General features: G+C 68.0%; 17 protein-coding genes. 7 read left to right on the top strand and 10 right to left on the bottom strand.

The window, feature by feature from the left end; genetic code table 11:
* The first annotated feature begins 5 nt into the window (after positions 1 to 5).
* On the top strand, positions 6 to 479 hold the full coding sequence (gene bcp, locus JOF42_RS09115) for a thioredoxin-dependent thiol peroxidase (RefSeq protein WP_210097571.1): 474 nt from the start codon (positions 6 to 8) through the stop codon (positions 477 to 479).
* A 3-nt stretch (positions 480 to 482) separates the two neighbouring features.
* On the opposite strand, the gene JOF42_RS09110 is transcribed toward bcp, so the two are convergent.
* On the bottom strand, positions 483 to 866 hold the full coding sequence (locus tag JOF42_RS09110) for a hypothetical protein (RefSeq protein ID WP_210097570.1): 384 nt from the start codon (positions 864 to 866) through the stop codon (positions 483 to 485).
* A 236-nt stretch (positions 867 to 1,102) separates the two neighbouring features.
* On the opposite strand from JOF42_RS09110, the gene JOF42_RS09105 reads away from it, so the two are divergent.
* Positions 1,103 to 1,351 (top strand): WhiB family transcriptional regulator, encoded by a 249-nt coding sequence (locus JOF42_RS09105; protein ID WP_028503730.1) that lies wholly within the window; start codon positions 1,103 to 1,105, stop codon positions 1,349 to 1,351.
* 63 nt (positions 1,352 to 1,414) lie between these two features.
* On the opposite strand, the gene JOF42_RS09100 is transcribed toward JOF42_RS09105, so the two are convergent.
* Complete coding sequence (locus tag JOF42_RS09100) at positions 1,415 to 2,899, bottom strand: sensor histidine kinase (RefSeq protein ID WP_210097569.1); 1,485 nt, start codon at positions 2,897 to 2,899, stop codon at positions 1,415 to 1,417.
* Positions 2,900 to 2,923: 24 nt separating this feature from the next.
* Complete coding sequence (locus JOF42_RS09095; protein ID WP_210097568.1) at positions 2,924 to 3,310, bottom strand: Rv3235 family protein; 387 nt, start codon at positions 3,308 to 3,310, stop codon at positions 2,924 to 2,926.
* A 128-nt stretch (positions 3,311 to 3,438) separates the two neighbouring features.
* Between JOF42_RS09095 and JOF42_RS09090 the strand changes: the two genes are divergently transcribed.
* Positions 3,439 to 4,050: a hypothetical protein gene (locus tag JOF42_RS09090; RefSeq protein ID WP_210097567.1), complete on the top strand. Its 612-nt coding sequence runs from the start codon at positions 3,439 to 3,441 to the stop codon at positions 4,048 to 4,050.
* Here the strand turns inward: JOF42_RS09090 and JOF42_RS09085 are convergent.
* Positions 4,038 to 4,316 (bottom strand): helix-turn-helix domain-containing protein, encoded by a 279-nt coding sequence (locus JOF42_RS09085; protein WP_210097566.1) that lies wholly within the window; start codon positions 4,314 to 4,316, stop codon positions 4,038 to 4,040. The two genes, JOF42_RS09090 and JOF42_RS09085, sit on opposite strands and share 13 nt — an antisense overlap.
* 97 nt (positions 4,317 to 4,413) lie before the next feature.
* Between JOF42_RS09085 and JOF42_RS09080 the strand changes: the two genes are divergently transcribed.
* Together JOF42_RS09080 and JOF42_RS09075 are read left to right on the top strand one after the other, a co-directional pair.
* Positions 4,414 to 5,037, top strand: a complete 624-nt coding sequence (locus tag JOF42_RS09080) for a CpaB family protein (protein ID WP_210097565.1) — start codon at positions 4,414 to 4,416, stop codon at positions 5,035 to 5,037.
* Entirely contained in the window at positions 5,034 to 6,275 is a 1,242-nt protein-coding gene (locus JOF42_RS09075) for a CpaE/TadZ family protein (protein WP_210097564.1), read from the top strand. The genes JOF42_RS09080 and JOF42_RS09075 overlap by 4 nt, the downstream gene beginning before the upstream one ends.
* Here the strand turns inward: JOF42_RS09075 and JOF42_RS09070 are convergent.
* Positions 6,199 to 7,425 (bottom strand): pyridoxal phosphate-dependent aminotransferase, encoded by a 1,227-nt coding sequence (locus tag JOF42_RS09070; protein WP_210097563.1) that lies wholly within the window; start codon positions 7,423 to 7,425, stop codon positions 6,199 to 6,201. The genes JOF42_RS09075 and JOF42_RS09070 overlap by 77 nt on opposite strands.
* Before the next feature lie 70 nt (positions 7,426 to 7,495).
* Positions 7,496 to 10,303: a preprotein translocase subunit SecA gene (gene secA, locus JOF42_RS09065; protein WP_210097562.1), complete on the bottom strand. Its 2,808-nt coding sequence runs from the start codon at positions 10,301 to 10,303 to the stop codon at positions 7,496 to 7,498.
* A 163-nt stretch (positions 10,304 to 10,466) separates the two neighbouring features.
* On the opposite strand from secA, the gene JOF42_RS09060 reads away from it, so the two are divergent.
* The gene (locus JOF42_RS09060) at positions 10,467 to 11,069 is read left to right on the top strand and encodes a PadR family transcriptional regulator (protein WP_210097561.1); all 603 of its coding nucleotides are present in this window, start codon (positions 10,467 to 10,469) and stop codon (positions 11,067 to 11,069) included.
* A gap of 63 nt (positions 11,070 to 11,132) precedes the next feature.
* The gene (locus JOF42_RS09055) at positions 11,133 to 12,473 is read left to right on the top strand and encodes a coiled-coil domain-containing protein (RefSeq protein WP_210097560.1); all 1,341 of its coding nucleotides are present in this window, start codon (positions 11,133 to 11,135) and stop codon (positions 12,471 to 12,473) included.
* Between the two features lie 66 nt (positions 12,474 to 12,539).
* On the opposite strand, the gene hpf is transcribed toward JOF42_RS09055, so the two are convergent.
* The 4 genes from hpf to mtrB all read right to left on the bottom strand — a co-directional run bounded on the left by hpf (position 12,540) and on the right by mtrB (position 17,483).
* Complete coding sequence (hpf, locus tag JOF42_RS09050; protein WP_210097559.1) at positions 12,540 to 13,196, bottom strand: ribosome hibernation-promoting factor, HPF/YfiA family; 657 nt, start codon at positions 13,194 to 13,196, stop codon at positions 12,540 to 12,542.
* A gap of 94 nt (positions 13,197 to 13,290) precedes the next feature.
* A complete protein-coding gene (locus JOF42_RS09045; protein ID WP_210097558.1) occupies positions 13,291 to 13,977 on the bottom strand; it encodes a ComF family protein in 687 nt (228 codons plus the stop codon).
* Positions 13,978 to 14,088: 111 nt separating this feature from the next.
* Positions 14,089 to 15,804: an LpqB family beta-propeller domain-containing protein gene (locus JOF42_RS09040; protein ID WP_245340768.1), complete on the bottom strand. Its 1,716-nt coding sequence runs from the start codon at positions 15,802 to 15,804 to the stop codon at positions 14,089 to 14,091.
* Positions 15,804 to 17,483: an MtrAB system histidine kinase MtrB gene (mtrB, locus tag JOF42_RS09035; RefSeq protein ID WP_210097556.1), complete on the bottom strand. Its 1,680-nt coding sequence runs from the start codon at positions 17,481 to 17,483 to the stop codon at positions 15,804 to 15,806. Before mtrB ends, JOF42_RS09040 begins: the two co-directional genes overlap by 1 nt.
* Positions 17,484 to 17,487: the final 4 nt, after the last annotated feature.

The following is a 17,487-nucleotide window of genomic DNA, read 5'->3' as shown; positions in this document are numbered from 1 at the left end:
GAGCCGTGACTGTGCGCCTCGAACCCGGAACCACTGCCCCCGACTTCACCCTGCTCGACCAGGACGGTTCGCCCGTCCGCCTCGAGGATCTGCGCGGGCAGAAGACCGTGCTCTACTTCTACCCCGCCGCCATGACGCCGGGCTGCACGACTCAGGCGTGCGACTTCCGCGACAGCATCTCGTCGTTGCAGGGCGCCGGCTACCGGGTGATCGGGATCTCCCGCGACGAGCCCGCCACGCTCGCGAAGTTCCGTGAACGCGACGGCCTGACCTTCACGCTCCTCAGCGACCCCGATCACGCTGTGCACACGGCCTACGGGGCGTGGGGCGAGAAGATGAACTACGGGAAGAAGGTCAAAGGCGTGCTGCGCTCGACCTTCGTGCTCGACGAGTCGGGATCGATCACGCTCGCCCAGTACAACGTCAAGGCCACCGGCCACGTCGCACGTCTGCGCAGACTGCTCGGCATCGACGCCTGAGCGTCACTCCGCGGGGCGTTCGTTCTCCGCGCGAGTGCTCGCGATCAGCAGCACGAAGCCGAGCAGCGCCGGGAGCCCGACCCCGAACGTGAACGCCCATGCGATCGGCTGGATCGTGAGCGAAGCCAGGGCGATGGCGATCGCGAGCACCTGGAAGACCACGCCACCGGAACGTGCCCAAGACCGTCCTGATCTGGTGCCGATCGCGAAGGCCACGAGTGCGACGGCTCCGATCAGCGTCAGGACGATGAGGGCGAGCGCTGTCGGCAGCGAGGACGCATCGCCTGCCCCGAGACCGAAGACCTCGATCAGAGCGATCACGAGGAGCGCAGCCCCCTCGATTGCGAGGACCGCCGCAGCTGCCAGGGCGAGGCCGGGTGAGCGCACGATGTGTCTCCTGAGAATCGAATGAGAAGCGGCGAAACCCTTGATTTCGCCGGTTTCATGTAACAGAATAGACAGCGTCATGTGCTCCCACAGCGGCGTGGGGCGGGCTCAACGCCCGCATCACAGAATGCGGGCATCCGTCCGTATCTCATACAGGGTAGCTGAACCCGATCTGCACCCGAAATCCGAGTCGTCGCATTGCGATGATGCACGAAAATCCACACCGAGGAGCCCCCATGGACTGGCGCGACAAGGCCGCCTGCTTGACTGTCGATCCCGAGCTGTTCTTCCCCGTAGGGAACACCGGCCCGGCCGTCGACCAGATCGAGAAGGCGAAGACCGTTTGCGCCACCTGCACGGTGACCGAGATCTGCCTGCAGTACGCCCTGGAGTCCAGCCAGGACTCGGGCGTGTGGGGCGGCCTCTCCGAAGACGAGCGCCGCGCACTCAAGCGCCGCGCCGCGCGCGCCCGCCGCGCTTCCTGAACATACGACAAGGCGGCCCGAGACGATGTCTCGGGCCGCCTTGTCGTATCCGGTCGGTGGTCGCTATTTCGTGAGCCAGCGAAGCGGGATGTCGATGACGACCTCCGTGCCCTCGCCCTCGCTCCCCCGCCACTCGATGGAGCCGCTGAGCTCGCCCTGGATGAGAGTCCTGATGATCTGCGTGCCGAGTCCCTGACCGATCCGCCCCTCGGGCAGCCCGCTTCCGGTGTCGCGCACCGTGACCCGGAGGTTCTCCTCGGTACGCGCGGCGTCGATCGTGACCATCCCCTCCTGACCCGCGAGCCCGTGCTCGACCGCGTTGGTGACGACCTCCGTGAGCGCCAGGGCGAGCGGCGTCGCGTACTCGCTCGGCAGCACGCCGAAGCGACCGGTCGACTGAGTGCGTGCTCGGGTGTTCGGCGCCGAGGCGACCTCCGCCACGAGTTTCAGCACACGGTGGAAGACCTCGTCGAAGTCGACCTTCTGCGTGAGTCCCTGGGCGAGCGTGTCGTGCACGACGGCGATCGAATCGACACGTCGCATCGCCTGGGTCAGCGCCTCGCGTGCTTCATCCGAATGCGTGCGTCGCGCTTGGATGCGCAACAGCGATGCCACCGTCTGCAGGTTGTTCTTCACACGATGGTGGATCTCGCGGATCGTCGCGTCCTTGGTGATGAGCTCCTGCTCCTGATGGCGGAGCTCCGACACATCACGGCACAGCAGGATGGCACCGATTCGCGTTCCGTGGTCTTTCAACGGGATCGCACGCAACGACACCGTGACGCCACGCGCCTCGATGTCCGTGCGCCACGGCGCCCGTCCGGTCACGACCACCGGCAGGGACTCGTCGACCTGACGGGAAGGCGGGACGAGGCGCGTAGTGACCTCGGCGAGCGATTCGCCCTCGAGTTCATCATCGAACCCCATGCGGTTGAAAGCCGAGAGGGCGTTCGGACTCGCGAAGGTGGTGATGCCGTCGACGTCGATGCGGATGAGTCCGTCGGATGCCCGCGGAGCGCCGCGACGGGGCGATGTCGGAGCAGCGGGGTCGGGGAAGCTGCCGTCGGCGATCATCCGGAAGATGTCGTTCGCGCACTCGTCGAAGGTGATCTGCTGTCGGGACGGAGTCCGCGCCTCGCCGAGGTTCGTGTGCCGGGTGACCACCCCGATGACCGTCGTCTGACGGTCACCACCGTGTCTCTCGTTGACGATGGGCACCGCACGGACTCGCGTCGGAGTCTCCTCGAACCAATCGGGAGAGGACGAGTCCACGATCTCTGCGGAGTCGAACGCGCCCTGCACCTGGGTGCGCCACTGCGGACGCACTCGCTCGCCGACGATGTCACGGTAGAACAGGGTCGCCGCGCCGCTCGGCCGCGCATGCGCCACGGCGACGAACGAGCCGTCGTCGGTCTGGAGCCAGACCACGATGTCCGCCGATGCGAGATCGGCGAGGAGCTGGCCGTCACCGGCGAGGCGATGCAGCCACTCCACATCGTTGTCGGTCAGAAGGCCCTGGGCATGGGCGAGATCGCTGAGGGTTGACACATCCCCAGCCTAGAGCGAGTCGGCTCAGAGAACCGCCAGCGACGTCGCTCGCCAACGACGGTCCAGGCCCTCGAGACGGATCGCGACCGCTCGCGTCCGCCCGGGACCGGCGACCACGACCACGGCCTCGACCTTGCCGTCGACGGGCTCGGTCACTCGGATGGAGAGTATCTCGAACGTCGGGCGCGCAGGCGAGACCCCCCTCGCGCTGCGCGCCCTCGCCGACAGGTTCGCCCGCGTCACCAGACTCCGGTACGCATCCTCGTTGAACCAGCGGGCGAGCTGATCGACTTCTCTGATCCCCGCGAGCACTTCGAGCACGCCCTGCGTCAGGCTCCGCAGCAGCGGTTGCGGATCGGGCAGCTCGGCGCGGGGCGTCGGTTGCGCGGCGAAGTACTCGTGAAGCGTCATCTGTGGCACTCTCCATCGGGGAAGACTGCGCCCAGTAGAGCACGCACCAGAAGGCCGTCCAGCTCGGTTTCGTGATCTATGTGGATAACTCGTACATGGTGCCGTCCACATCATTTACGGTGGGGCGCGTGCACTGGGATCGACTGTTCGAAGACCTCGAGGGCCAGCTGGCCTCGGAGTGGGAAAGCGAGCGCGCGGCGCTGGACGCGGAGTCGGAGCGGCTGCGCGTCTCGCGCCTCGAGCTGCGCAGCCGGCTCCGAGTCCTGTGTGCCTCGGCCGCTCCCGCGACCATAGATCTTCCCGGGGGCATGCGCATCCGGGCGCGGCTGCACTCGCTGGGTTCCGATTGGGTCGCGGCGGCCATGATCGAGACAGAAGACGCCTCCGCCCGACGATCCACACGGATCCTGCCCCTGCATGCCGTGCGGGGTCTCAGCATCGACCACGGTCTGCTGCTCGCCAGCCTCGAGGATTCGGAGGCGTCCGCGCCCGTCCTCCGCGAGCGGATGTCGCTGGGGTTCGTCCTCCGTGACCTCGGACGTCGGCGCGTACCCGTCAGGGTCGTCAGCATCGACGGATCCGACTTCCACGGAACAGTCGATCGAGCGGGTGCCGATCATCTCGATCTGGCGCTGCACGACCCGGGCGATGCCCGAACGGCCTCAGCCGTCCGCGGCTTCCGGATCATCCCGTTCGCGGCCGTGACATCGGTCCAGACCGTCGGCGATCAGATGCCCTGACGGCGCGAGGTGCCCCATACCTCCGGGAAGCTCGCCTCGTTCGCCTGGTGCCAGAGTGCGATCCGCCTGGCCTCTTCGGACTGTTCATCGAGGTACTCCGAGAGGCTCGACTCCTCGATGCGCCACCTCGCGGGCGAACCGAGCTTCGACCCTCGAAGACGCCCCTGATAGACGAGCTCGATGACCTCGTCCACCTCGATGCTGAGCAGCTCGGCCACCTGCGACGGCGCAAGGAAGCGCGGTGCGGTCGAGGATGAGTCAGGCATCGTCCCATTCTCCCCCCACCGCACTGACGCACCCGCACCTCGCGCATGCTGTGGATAAGTCTCGAGCGTGCTGAGCGATATCTGTGACCATGTCGCAATGAACAAGTTCGCCCGTACTCGGCGCGCCTTCTGGGGCGACGTCCGCTTCCTCATCGGCATCGTGCTGGTCGTGCTCTCGATCGGCGGCGTCTGGGCCGTCGTCACCGCGTCGGGGCCGACCACTCCTGTGCTCCAGGCGACCCGGACGATCGTCAGAGGCGAGGCTCTCGTCTCCGGAGACTTCCGCGTCGTCGACGTCGGTCTCGGCACCATCGCAGATCGCTATCTCGCCCCGCAGGACCTCCGCCCCGGACTCGTGGCGTCGCGCACCATCGCGTCAGGCGAGCTGATGGCCGGCTCCTCGACAGAGGATGCGGACGACAGCCGGACGACGACGATCGTCGTGGAGAGCAGTACCGGAATACCCGCGGACGTCGAGGCAGGCACGGTCGTCGAGCTGTGGCATGCACCGCCACTGGACGACGACGAGGGCACCCTCGACGCGCCCCGCATCCTCGTGGCCGATGCGACCGTCGCGTCGGTCATCACGACCGACGCGATGCTCGCCGCCGGCGGCACGTCGGTCGAGGTCGTCATCGACCGGGCCGAGGTGGCCGAGGTGCTCGCGGCCATCACCGGTGGCTCCGTGCTGTCGATCGTGCCGGTCGGATCCACCCCATGACCTCCGTGGTGCTGGTGCTGCCACCGGGACGAGCCTCTGCCCTGGCTGATGAGCTCGAGATCGAGGGCGTCCACGTGGCCGCGATCGCTCCGCCGGGTGGTGTCCTCCCGCTGCCTGCCGACATCGATGCCGTGATCGTCGCCGTCAGCCGCCGCGTGATGACACCCGAGTTCATCGCAGCGTGCGACAGGGCGGCTGTGCGGATCGTTCCCCTCGGCGACGGCGACAGCCGACTCCTGGGGCGCTACGGCCTCGCCGCACCGCTTCCCGCCGATGCGAGCGGCTGGGCGGTCGCTCGCGCGCTGATCGCCGATGTTCCCGAGGCGATCGCTTCCGCGCCGCAGGCCCCGCATCGGGTCACCGCTGTCTGGGGCCCGGCCGGCTCCCCCGGACGCTCCACGATCGCGATCCAGCTCGCTGTCGAACTCGCCAGAACAGGGCGCCGTACGGCTCTGGTCGATGCGGACACCGTGGCACCGTCGCTCGCGCTGCTGCTGGGGCTCAGCGACGACGCACCCGGGATCGCCGCAGCCTGCCGACGCGCGGAGCTCGGCGCCCTCGACTCCGCCGAACTGACCCGTCTGGCGAGCGTGCTCGAGACGAGTGCGGGCGAGATCGACGTGCTCGGGGGAATCAATCGTCCCGGTCGGTGGCCGGAACTCTCCGCAGATCGTCTGCGTTCCGCGCTCACGGCGTGCCGCACCTGGGCCGAGGAGACCGTGGTCGACGTGTCGGGCGCTTTCGACGCCGACGACGAGGCCACCTACGACATCACGGGCCCGCGCAGGCACGCGGCCACCGTCACCGCGCTGCAGGAGGCGGATGCGATCGTGGCCGTCGCATCCGCCGATCCGGTCGGGATCAGCCGCTTCATCCGGGATCATGCCGAGCTTCGCCGCCTCATCGGCACGACGTCGAGCCACATCGTGGTGAATCGCGTCCGTCCAGGGCCGCTCGGCATCGACGCTCGCGGGCAGATCCGGCGAACGCTCGAACGCTTCGCCGGCATCACCGAAGTCACCTTCCTGCCGTTCGATCAGCGCGCAGCCGACGCCGCCCTGCTGCATGCCCGGCCGATGGCCGATCTCACGCCGCGGTCGGCCCTGGTCGCAGCCGTGCGTCGCCTCGTCTCCGCCTACACCCCGGAGGGCACGGCTGCGGCTACTGCCGATAGCTCGAGAGGAAATTCCCGAGGCGCTCGACGGCTTCTGCGAGCACGCGCGGCTCGGGAAGCGTGACGAGCCTCAGGTGGTCCGGGGTCGGCCAGTTGAAGCCGGTTCCCTGCACGAGCAGTATGTGCTCCGACACGAGGAGATCGTAGACGAGCTTGGCGTCGTCGCGGATCTCGTGGACATTCGGGTCGAGGCGCGGGAACGCGTAGAGGGCACCCTCCGGCTTGACGCAGGACACACCGGGAATCGACTCGAGCCCCTCCCACGCGATGTCGCGCTGCTCGTGCAGCCGACCGGTCGGCGCGATGAGCGAGTCGATCGACTGCACACCGCCGAGCGCCGCCTGCACCGCGTACTGTGCCGGGACGTTGGGGCAGAGCCGTGTCGACGCGAGCAGATTGATCCCCTCGAGGAACCCCTTCGCGTGCGACTGCGGGCCGGTGATCACGAGCCATCCGGAACGGTAGCCGGCGACGCGATAGGTCTTCGAGAGTCCGTTGAAGGTCAGGCACAGGAGGTCGGGCGCCAGGGTCGCGGTCGGGATGTGGACGGCCCCGTCGAACAGGATGCGGTCGTAGATCTCGTCGGAGAGGAGCAGCAGCTGGTTCTCACGCGCGATCTGCACCATTCCCTCGAGGATCTCGCGCGAGTACACGACACCTGTCGGGTTGTTGGGGTTGATGATGACGAGAGCCTTGGTCCGCGGAGTGATCTTCGAGCGGATGTCCTCGAGGTCGGGCTGCCAGCCGTTCTCCTCGTCGCAGAGGTAGTGCACGGGGGTACCGTCGGCGAGACTCGTCATCGCGGTCCACAGCGGGTAGTCCGGTGCCGGGATCAGCACCTCGTCTCCCTCGTCGAGGAGCGCCTGCATCGTCATCGTGATGAGCTCGGAGACGCCGTTCCCGAGGAAGACGTCCTCCGGGTCGAAACGAGGGAATCCCTCGATCTCCTCGTAGCGGCTGACGACAGCACGGCGAGCCGAGATGATGCCCTTGCTGTCGCTGTACCCGTGTGCGGTCGGAAGCGCTGCGAGCATGTCGTGCACGATCTGGTGCGGCGCCTCGAAACCGAAGATCGCCGGATTCCCCGTGTTGAGCTTGAGGATGCGGTGCCCCTCGGCCTCAAGCCGCGCCGCCTCGACGAGCGTGTTTCCACGGATCTCGTACAGGACGTTCTTGAGCTTCGACGACTGGTCGAAGTGGCGCGTTGGTGTCATTGCGCAAGCCTACAGCGACAGAAAGAGGGGCCGGATCCACCCGGATCCGGCCCCTCGCGACGCATCGCGCCTACTTCTTCTTCTTGCCCTGAGCGCGGCGCTGCTCGCGGTTGCCCGCTGCCGGCGCCGCCGCCTCGGTGCGCTGACCGAAGGCCCCGCGAGCAGCCTGCTCGGGCTCGGCAGCCTCGGCCGGCGCCTGGCGAGCCGCGGCAGCCTGGCGCAGCTTCTCGGTCGCCGCCTGCTGCACCTGACCGCGATCGTTGCGGACCTCGACCTCGCCCGCGTCGTTCGCCGCCGAGTACTCGAGGCGCTGTTCGCCGCCGCCGTCGGCCAGGCCCTTGGCCTCGACCTCGGCGGTCTGCGAATCGCCCGCGCGGCGGACCTCGACCTCGAGGTTGTAGAGGTATCCGACGGACTCCTCCTTGATCTGTCCCATCATCGACTGGAACATCGCGTAGCCCTCGCGCTGGTACTCGATGAGCGGGTCGCGCTGTGCCATGGCCCGCAGGCCGATGCCGTCCTTCAGGTAGTCCATCTCGTAGAGGTGATCGCGCCAGCGGCGGTCGAGCACCTGAAGCACCACCCGGCGCTCGAGCTCACGGGTGGCCGCGTCTCCGAGGGACTCCTCACGGGTCTCATAGGCGATCTTGGCGTCGGAGAGGAGCTCCCGGGTCAGCCCGTCGGCCGTGATGCCGCCCTTGCGGTCAGCCGCCTCGGAGACGACCTCGTCGATCGTCACGCTCACCGGGTAAAGCGTCTTGAGCTCGGTCCAGAGCGCGTCGAAGTCCCAGCTCTCGTTGTGACCCTCACCCGTGTGGTCGCGGACCACGCCGCTGATCGCGTCTTCGATGAAGTGCTGCACACGGTCGGCGATGTCGTCACCCTGAAGGATGTGCCGACGGTCGGCGTAGATCGCCTCGCGCTGACGGTTCAGGACGTCGTCGTACTTGAGGACGTTCTTGCGCATCTCCGCGTTGCGGGACTCGACCTGCGACTGCGCGCTGCGGATGGCGCGCGAGACGAGCCCCGATTCGATCGGCACGTCGTCGGGGAAGTTGGTGCGCGAGAGGATCGCCTCTGCGGCGCCGGACTGGAACAGACGCATCAGGTCGTCGGTCAGGCTCAGGTAGAAGCGGCTCTCGCCGGGGTCGCCCTGACGCCCGGATCGACCGCGCAGCTGGTTGTCGATTCGACGCGACTCGTGACGCTCGGTTCCGAGGACGTACAGTCCACCGGCCTCGATGACCTTCTCGGCCTCTTCGGTCACCACGGCCTTCATCGACTCGTAGGTCTCGTCCCAGGCGACCTCGTACTCTTCGGGCGTCTCGACGGGATCGAGCCCCTTGCCCTTGAGCTCCTGAACGGCGAGGAACTCGGCGTTACCTCCGAGCATGATGTCCGTGCCTCGGCCGGCCATGTTCGTGGCGACCGTGACGGCGCCCAGGCGGCCCGCGCGGGCCACGATCTCCGCCTCACGCGCGTGGTTCTTCGCGTTGAGGACCTCGTGCTTGACACCCTTCTTGGCGAGGAGGCGCGAGAGGTACTCGCTCTTCTCGACGCTGACGGTGCCGACGAGCACGGGCTGTCCGTTCGAGTGGCGCTCGGCGATGTCCTCGACGACCTGCGCGAACTTCGCCGTCTCGTTCTTGTAGACGAGGTCAGACTGATCCTTCCGGACCATGGGGCGGTTCGTCGGGATCGGGATCACGCCGAGCTTGTAGGTCGACATGAACTCGGCCGCCTCGGTCTCGGCGGTACCGGTCATGCCGGCGAGCTTGTCGTACAGACGGAAGTAGTTCTGGAGCGTGACGGTGGCGAGAGTCTGGTTCTCGGCCTTGACCGGCACGGCTTCCTTGGCCTCGATGGCCTGGTGGATGCCCTCGTTGTAGCGGCGTCCCACGAGGATTCGACCGGTGTGCTCGTCGACGATCATGACCTCGTCGTTCATGACGACGTAGTCGGTGTCCTTCTTGAACAGCGCGAGCGCCTTGATCGAGTTGTTGAGGAAGGAGATCAGCGGGGTGTTGGCCGACTCGTAGAGGTTGTCGATGCCGAGGTAGTCCTCGACCTTCTCGATGCCCGGCTCGAGGACTCCCACCGTGCGCTTCTTCTCGTCGACCTCGTAGTCCACACCGGCCTCGAGGGTGCGGGCGATCTTCGCGAACTCGGCGAACCAGCGGTTGGCCTCACCCGACGAGGGGCCGGAGATGATGAGCGGCGTGCGGGCCTCGTCGATGAGGATGGAGTCGACCTCGTCGACGATCGCGAAGTAGTGCTCGCGCTGGACGAGATCCTCCTTGCGCCATGCCATGTTGTCGCGGAGGTAGTCGAAGCCGAACTCGTTGTTGGTGCCGTAGGTGATGTCCGACGCGTACTGCTCGCGCCGCACGGCCGGAGTCTGTCCGGAGACGATGATCCCGGTCGTCATTCCAAGTGCGCGGTAGACGCGGCCCATGAGCTCGGCCTGGTAGCTCGCGAGGAAGTCGTTGACGGTGATGACGTGCACGCCTTCGCCGGCGATCGCGTTGAGGTAGGCGGGGAAGGTCGCCACGAGGGTCTTGCCCTCACCGGTCTTCATCTCGGCGATGTTGCCGAGGTGGAGCGCCGCGCCGCCCATGATCTGGACGTCGTACGCCCGCATGCCCAGCGTGCGCTTCGCAGCCTCGCGGACGGCGGCGAACGCCTCGGGCATCAGCTGATCGAGCGACTCTCCCTTGGCGAAACGCTCACGCAGCTCGACGGTCTCGTTGCGCAGCTCGTCGTCCGTGAGCTTGGAGATGTCCTCTTCCAGCGCGTTCACGGCCTTCACCACCTGATTCAGGCGACGGATGACCCGCCCTTCACCGGCGCGCAGCAGCTTCTCAAGAGGATTGGCCACAGATGTCATCTCCCTGTCGATGGGTCCGGGGCGCCACGTGTCGGGCGCGCACCAGGCATACGTTGTCATGTTACCGGTCCGTGACCTGCACGTCGTCTGCATGCCGCGCCCGCGTCCTGTTTCCGAGTATGTATATATTGATCCACGACCCGGGAGGTCTCACATGTCGGTTCGACAGAGTCTGCTCGCGATCCTCGCGCAGGGACCGTGCTACGGACACCAGCTTCGCCATGAGTTCGACCGCCGGACGGGCTCCGTGTGGCCGCTCAACGTCGGGCAGATCTACAACACTCTCGAGCGCCTAGAACGAGACGGGCTCGTGGACCGTGGCGACGCCGACGCGCAGGGGCACGTCTACTGGGAGATCACCGAGGCCGGGATGACGGAGGTCGACCGCTGGCTCGCAGCACCCGTGGAGCGGGGTCTGGCGACCAGGGACGAGCTCGCGATCAAGCTGGCCGTCGCGGCGACGCTTCCCGGCGCGGATGCCGCGGATGTGGTCGCAACACAGCGCGTGGCCTCTCGACGTCATCTCGGGACACTCCGCGACGTCAGAGATTCGCGGGAGGACGACACGCCTGAAGGCCTCGCCTGGTCGCTCGTCGTCGATTCGATGATCTTCGCGGCCGATGCCGAGCTGCGCTGGCTCGACCATGTGCAGGACCGCCTCGCCGAGCATCCGGAGCACGCGGTCGCGCTCGAGCTGACGGCCGACCGCCCCAAGCGCGGGCGGCCGGCGCGTCCGTCCGTCGCTGCCCTCGCCTGATCGACGTTCGCCTGGAGCGGATGCACAGCCAGCACTCTCGCTCGGGAAACTAGGATCGGTCGTATGGCTGGAATATGGGGCAGACGCAAGCGCGAGCAGGAAGAACTGGCCGCACAGGATGCCGATCTCGCACGGCGTGCCGAGCAGTCGCTCGTCGCAGCCGACGAGCGCATCAGAAGCACCTCCGATGAGCTGGCGTTCGCCGAGGCGGAGCTCGGAGAGCAGCTCACCAGCGACCTGAAGAAGGCACTGAGCGCCGTACGCACCCATCTGCGTGAGGCCTTCCAGATGCACCAGCTCAACCACGACGAGATCCCCGACACCGCGGAGGAGCTGCGCACCCGCAACGCTCGCATCGTGCAGTTGTGCGAGTGGGCACAGGATCTGCTCGATGAGAAGACCTCCGACCTCGCGACATCGATCTCCAAGGTCCGTCGGGCGCCCGAGGTGATCGCGCAGGTCCGCGCGGATGCCGCGGAGCTGAGCACACGGATCCCGCAGACGAATGAGACCGTCGCGCGCCTCTCCTCGCGGTACGCCGATTCTGCGATGCATCAGATCACGGCCAGCGCCGCCGAAGCGGAGCAGCTCATCGCCTTCGCCACGCATGGCGCCGCCGTCTCCGAGCGTCGTCGCGCGGCGAAGCAGAACGAGGAGGCGAACCTCGCCCTCGAGACCGCGACCGAGGCCACCCGCCGCGCGTCCGCCCTGCTCGACGCCGTCGAGGACTTCGAGATCGAGGCGCTCCGTGCCGAGTCGACACTCGCCGAGGTCGTGGCGGATTCGAGGAGCGACCTGATCGCCGCGCGCACCGCACCGCAGGTGCCGGCGGTGGCAGCCGCGGTGTCAGCGCTGCAGGACGCGCTGAGCGCCCTCTCCCCCGCAGGAACACCCGGCGACCCCTTCGCCGAGCTCTCTCAGCTTCGCGGGGCGAACACAGCCCTCGACGATGCCATCGCCACAGCGCGTCATCGCGCCGAGCATCCCCTGCCCAGCATCCCGCAGGTCCAGCACGCCATCGACGACGCGGATCGCCAGCTGGGCGTCGCTCGCGGACTCATCGCAGGACACCGCGGGTGGATCGGCGCCGACGCACGCACCCGGCTCGCGGAGGCCGAGCGCCTGCGCGTGGATCTGTCCGACCTGCTGCCCGCCGAGGAGACGCGTGACGAGGCGCTCGCCAGCGCTCGCCGTGTCGCGCACCTCGCCGCCGAGGCCCTGCAACTCGCACAGCGCGACATCGACTCGTCCCGCCCGCAGGATCAGGGGTGGGGCGGCGGAGGCGACGGCTGGGGCGGCGGCGGCTGGAGCGGCGGCGGCCGACGCGGAGGCGGAGGCGACATCGCCTCCGGCATCCTCGGAGGACTCGTCATCGGAAGCATCCTCGACGGGATCTTCGACTGACCCGCACAGCCCGGACGCGAGAACGGCCCGACTCCTTCCGGAGTCGGGCCGTTCTGCGTGTGAGCCTCAGGAAGCGAGCGCTTCGGACGGCGGCGCCGCCGTCTCGAGTGCGATCACACCGTAGTCCCAGCCCTTGCGGCGGTAGACCACGCTCGGGTGGTCGGTGCGCACGTCGACGAACAGGAAGAAGTCGTGACCGACGAGCTCCATGCGGTCGACCGCTTCTTCGACGGTCATCCATTCGGCGCCGAAGTTCTTCGTGCGAATGACGACCGGCGAGTAGACCTCGTCTTCATCGTTCTGGATCGGCACGGCCCCGGTCGCGACGGCGCGAAGCACGTCGACGGATGCCGGCTGGACGTCGATGCCCTCCAGCGCTCCGCTCTCCTTCTCGAAGTGCGCTCCACGGGGATGCTGTCGTCCGTCGACTCGCTTCTCCTTGGCCCTGCGCAGCTGTTCGGCCATCTTGTCGACCGCGAGGTCGAGGGCGACGAACTTGTCGCCGTCGGTGGCCTCCGCACGGACGACGGGCCCCTTGCTGATCAGCGTCAGCTCGACCGTCTCATCGGGCACGTGCCCGTTCCGATACACCCGGTGGGTGACCTTGACGTCCAGTCGCTGCGCACGAGATGCGAACGTCTGGATCTTGGCGATCTTCTCTTCGACAACGGTGCGGAATCGGTCAGTGATACCCACCCCGACGCCAACGATGCTCGTTTCCATTGCTGCCTCCTTGTCCCGGTCCTCCCGGCCAAGGGCGGACCGTGGTCGCCTTGTGACCCCCCACGGTAGTCCGCCTGACCGCGGATGTCACGGGTCATTTCCTGCGTGTCCCCGATGCGTTCGCATTCCGTTCACTGTGACGTGGGGTGGCGGCGAGCGCGACCGCCGCGATGACGCGGAAGCCCGCGTCACGGAGCACGTGCGCCGCCTCGTCGAAGGTCGCGCCCGTGGTCACCACGTCGTCCACGAGGACCACCGGCTCGTCGCGTCCGGTGAATCGCGTCCGCATGGTCCCCCGCACGTTCGCGGCTCTACGCGCCGCGTCGAGCCCGCGCTGATCGAGTCGGCGACGACGCACCACCAGCATCCGCTGAGGAATGAAGCCCGCACGTCGGATCAGGATCTCCGGTACGCGGAACCCCCGTCTGCGGAAAGCGCTCGTGGACGTCGGAATCGGAATCACATGCACCGGATCGTCGTCCTCGCCCCTGAGAGCGACGCTCAGCGCCTCTCGGAGAGCAGCCCCCAGCGGGCGGGCGAGCAGGGTCTGGCCTTCGTCTTTGAGCGCTCGGATGCACCTCCCGGCCACGTCGTCGAAGGTCATCCCGGCGACCACCCGCAGTCCCGCCGGGGTGCTCGCCTCGACCGGCTCCTGTCGGAGCCTGCTCCTGCATGAGGCGCAGAGCACCGTCTCAGGTCGGCCGCAGCCCGCACAGGTCGCCGCGAGCAGCAGAGCCAGGATCTCCTGACCGATGGTGACGAGCGACGACGTCGAAGGCATCCGTCGATCGTGCCTCAGCGCCTCGACACCGCGCCGCCGCATCAGGCTCCACGGCACACTTCTGTGCGTCACGTGACCGTGCGCGTGGACCGTGCAGGAAGGGTGAGGCGGTCAGTGCCCCGCCCGTGTCGCTAGCACGGAGACACCGTCCGTCGACTCGCTCCATGCCGACCCGCTCCGCGCGAACACCGCTCCTTCGGCGCCGAGCACACGCAGCCCCGAGGCGGAGCGGGAGCCGGCGATCGACACAGCGCCGGTCGGAGCCACCTCGGATGTGCCCGGCCCTCCGACGATCTGGGTGAGGACCATCCGATCGTTCAGATCCATCAGCAGACCCAGACGATCGCCACCGAGCCAGACCAGACCGCTGACGCCGCCCTCCAGCTGGGTCAGCGGCTCTGCGGGGCCGAGCTCGGTCGGCGCACCCGCGTCGTCGCGGATGACCGAGGAGACCACCACCCAGCGTTCTCCGCCGACCACGACGACAGCCGCGACGCGCGCGCCGTCCGCCGAGACACGCAGTGCCGAGATGGCGGAGGCGTCCGGCCAGGCGCCCGCGATCCCGAGGGGCGCGACGTCACTGCCGATCGCCTGCAGCGCTTTGGGAGCGTTCGACGGCACGGACCAGGTGAACCCGTAAGGGTCCATGGACGGACGTATCAGCGACGCCCTGCCATCGAGCTCGTTGAACCCGTCGTCTCCCGTGAGATACACGTGCCCGTCCGCCAGCTGGACGGCTGCGTTCGAGCCGTCGATCGCGACATCGATCGCGGTGATCGACTGCGTCGCGGCGAGGATGTCCTCGGTCACGCCGGGGATGGGCGTGATCTCGCTGCCGACCAGGGAGCCGAACTCGCCGCCCTTGAGCACGAGACTGCCGGGGTCCGCCGGGTCCTCCACGAGTTTGACGACGCCCGCGTCGAGTGTGCGTCCGTCGACGCTGAAACGCACCTGGTCGACCTGCACGCCGGCCGCCGCGAGGGTCTCCTGCAGCTGCGTGCGCATGCGTGCGAGCGTCTTCGGATCAAGACCCAGAGCGGCGCGGTTCAGCGCGACGTCCGCGACCTGATCCGCGTCGATCGGCACGGCGTCCCGCGCGAGCTGGACCCCCTGCGGGAAGGCGCTCTGCACGGCGGGATCGAGCCACGGGCTCGGCGCGCCGCCGATCAGCGACTGGGCGATCGTCGTCGCGACCGTCGCCCGTCTCGGGAACCAGCGAACATCGGGAACGAGCCTCTCCCAGGTCTGGTCGTAGTACTGCAGCGCGTAGTCGTCGTAGACGCGCGCGAACCGCGACTCGTCGATCACGACGCCGTCAGGAGCCTCGGTGATGCGCCACTGGCCGTCGGTGCGAACCACGACGAACGCCGAATTCGACGCCCCGAACGCCTCGGAGTACGCCCCGGTCGCGTCGACGCTCGCCACCTGATCGAATCGGACGCGCACGTCGGCGGTGTCGCCGTCACTCGCTTCGGAGTCGTCTTCGACGCTCGAGGTGAACGAGCGCGTCACCGCGCTGACGTCGATCGACACCCCGGTGTTCGGACGCCACGATGCGGCGAGTTCGGGAGTGAGGAACTTGCGCGCGGTGTCCCAGTTGTCGGCCGGTGTGATCGCCGCCTCCATGAAGCCCTCGACGATCGCCGCGGGCCCTGCCCCGTCGATCGGATCGGACGCCACGGGCAGGAAGTCCGGGTCTTCGGGCGAGGCTCCGAGCGCGAGCCCCGGTTGCGGGTCGCCCGTCGTCGGGAGACCGGTGCACGCCGTCAGGAGCAGGGCGGCGGTGACGACGGCGATTCCGCGCAGCGCACGGCGAGTCCGAGTCATCATTCGATGCTCCCCCTGTCGAAGAGGTCGGCGGGGAGATCGGCGAGCTGGATCGGCTGCGTGGCGTCACCGATCTCGCTCATCGGCTCCTGCGGCTCCAGCGGAATCGGTGAGGGACCGTCGGCTGCGTCGCCCCGACGCGGCAGGGTGAGCACGAAGTTCGTGCCGACGCCGAGCTCCGACCACACTCCGAGGGTCCCTCCGTGCAGTGTCGCGTCGCCGAGCGCGATGGAGAGACCGAGTCCTGTCCCCCCGATCGTGCGCTGACGCGACGGATCGGCGCGCCAGAACCGGTCGAACACACGCTCGGCATCCGCCGGGTCCATCCCGAGTCCGAAGTCGCGGACCCCCGCGGCGACGGCGTGCTGATTGCTGTCCACCGTCACCACGATGGGCCGCCCCTCACCGTGCTCGATCGCGTTCCCGATCAGGTTGCGCAGCACCCGTCGCACACGACGCGGATCCATCTCGACCGGCGAGTACCCGCCGGGCGCGACGAGGCGCAACTCGCTGCCTCGCCCGTCCGCGAGCGGCTGCATCTGCTCGATGATGTCCTCGGCGAGATGCGCGAGGCTCGTGGCCTCGAGCTCCAGCTGCACGGATCCCGCGTCATACCGGCTGATCTCGAGCAGATCCGACAGCAGCGTCTCGAATCGCTGCACCTGCGTGTGCAGGAGCTCGGTGGTGCGTGCGGTCGTCGGATCGAACTCCTCGCGCTGATCGTTCAGCATGTCGGCGGCGAGCCGGATCGTCGTGAGCGGCGTCCTGAGTTCGTGCGACACGTCCGAGACGAACCGCTGCTGCACCAGTGAGAGCTCGCCGAGCTCCTTGATCTGGGACTCGATGCTGTCGGCCATCGCGTTGAAGGACCGCCCGAGAGTGGCGATCTCGTCTTCCCCGTGCACGTCGATGCGCACGCCGAGATCACCGCTGGCGAGACGCGCGCTGGTCTCCGCGGCCTCGACGATCGGGGTCGACACGGTGCGCAGCACGACGAACGAGATCGCGGCGACGATCGCGACGAGGCCGATGCCCGCGATCCACAGCGTGCGCTGCACGAACGTGAGGGTGTTGTCGGCGTTGGCGAGGTCGTAGGCGAAGTAGACCTCGAAGGGTCCTGCTTCCGGGACTTGCAACTGCTGCCCCACGATGATCCCGGGCACCGCGCGGCCATCGACGTCCAGCGACGCGGACTGCCACGACTGCCAGTCGTCGAACTTGACGACCCGAGTGCGCAGGGCAGGGCTGATGTTGTTCGCGCTCAGACCGGCCGTGAAGCCGCTCAGCGACACAGCCTCCTCATCCACGTTGATGCGGAACCCGGCGAGCCCGTCGGCGGTGGAGTTGCGACCGAGGTCCTCCTGCACGCTCTCCCACAGCTCCCGCAGCGCTGCAGGGTCGTCGCCGAGCGCGGTGGCGTCGAGGGTCGTCTGCGCCTGGTTCACGGAACGAGCCGCGTCCTCGAGCGCCTCCTTCTTGCGCGATTCGAACAGATCGTTCTGGATGATGAGCGCCATCGTCACGCATGTGATGAGGATCGCTGTCGAGGTGAGCAGGAGCGTGATCGTCAGCGTCCTGAAACGCAGGGATCGCCGCCAGAGGGCTCGTGTGACGGTGGGCCAACCGCGCCAGTCGCGGATGACAGCGACCGCCGTGGTGGTCGCTGTGGTCGCGGCCATGGGA

It is taken from the genome of Microbacterium phyllosphaerae (genome assembly GCF_017876435.1).
In the GTDB taxonomy this organism is placed as follows: domain Bacteria; phylum Actinomycetota; class Actinomycetes; order Actinomycetales; family Microbacteriaceae; genus Microbacterium; species Microbacterium phyllosphaerae.
The sequence above is the reverse complement of the archived record's forward strand: the minus strand, read 5'-3'. Positions and strand labels throughout refer to the sequence as shown.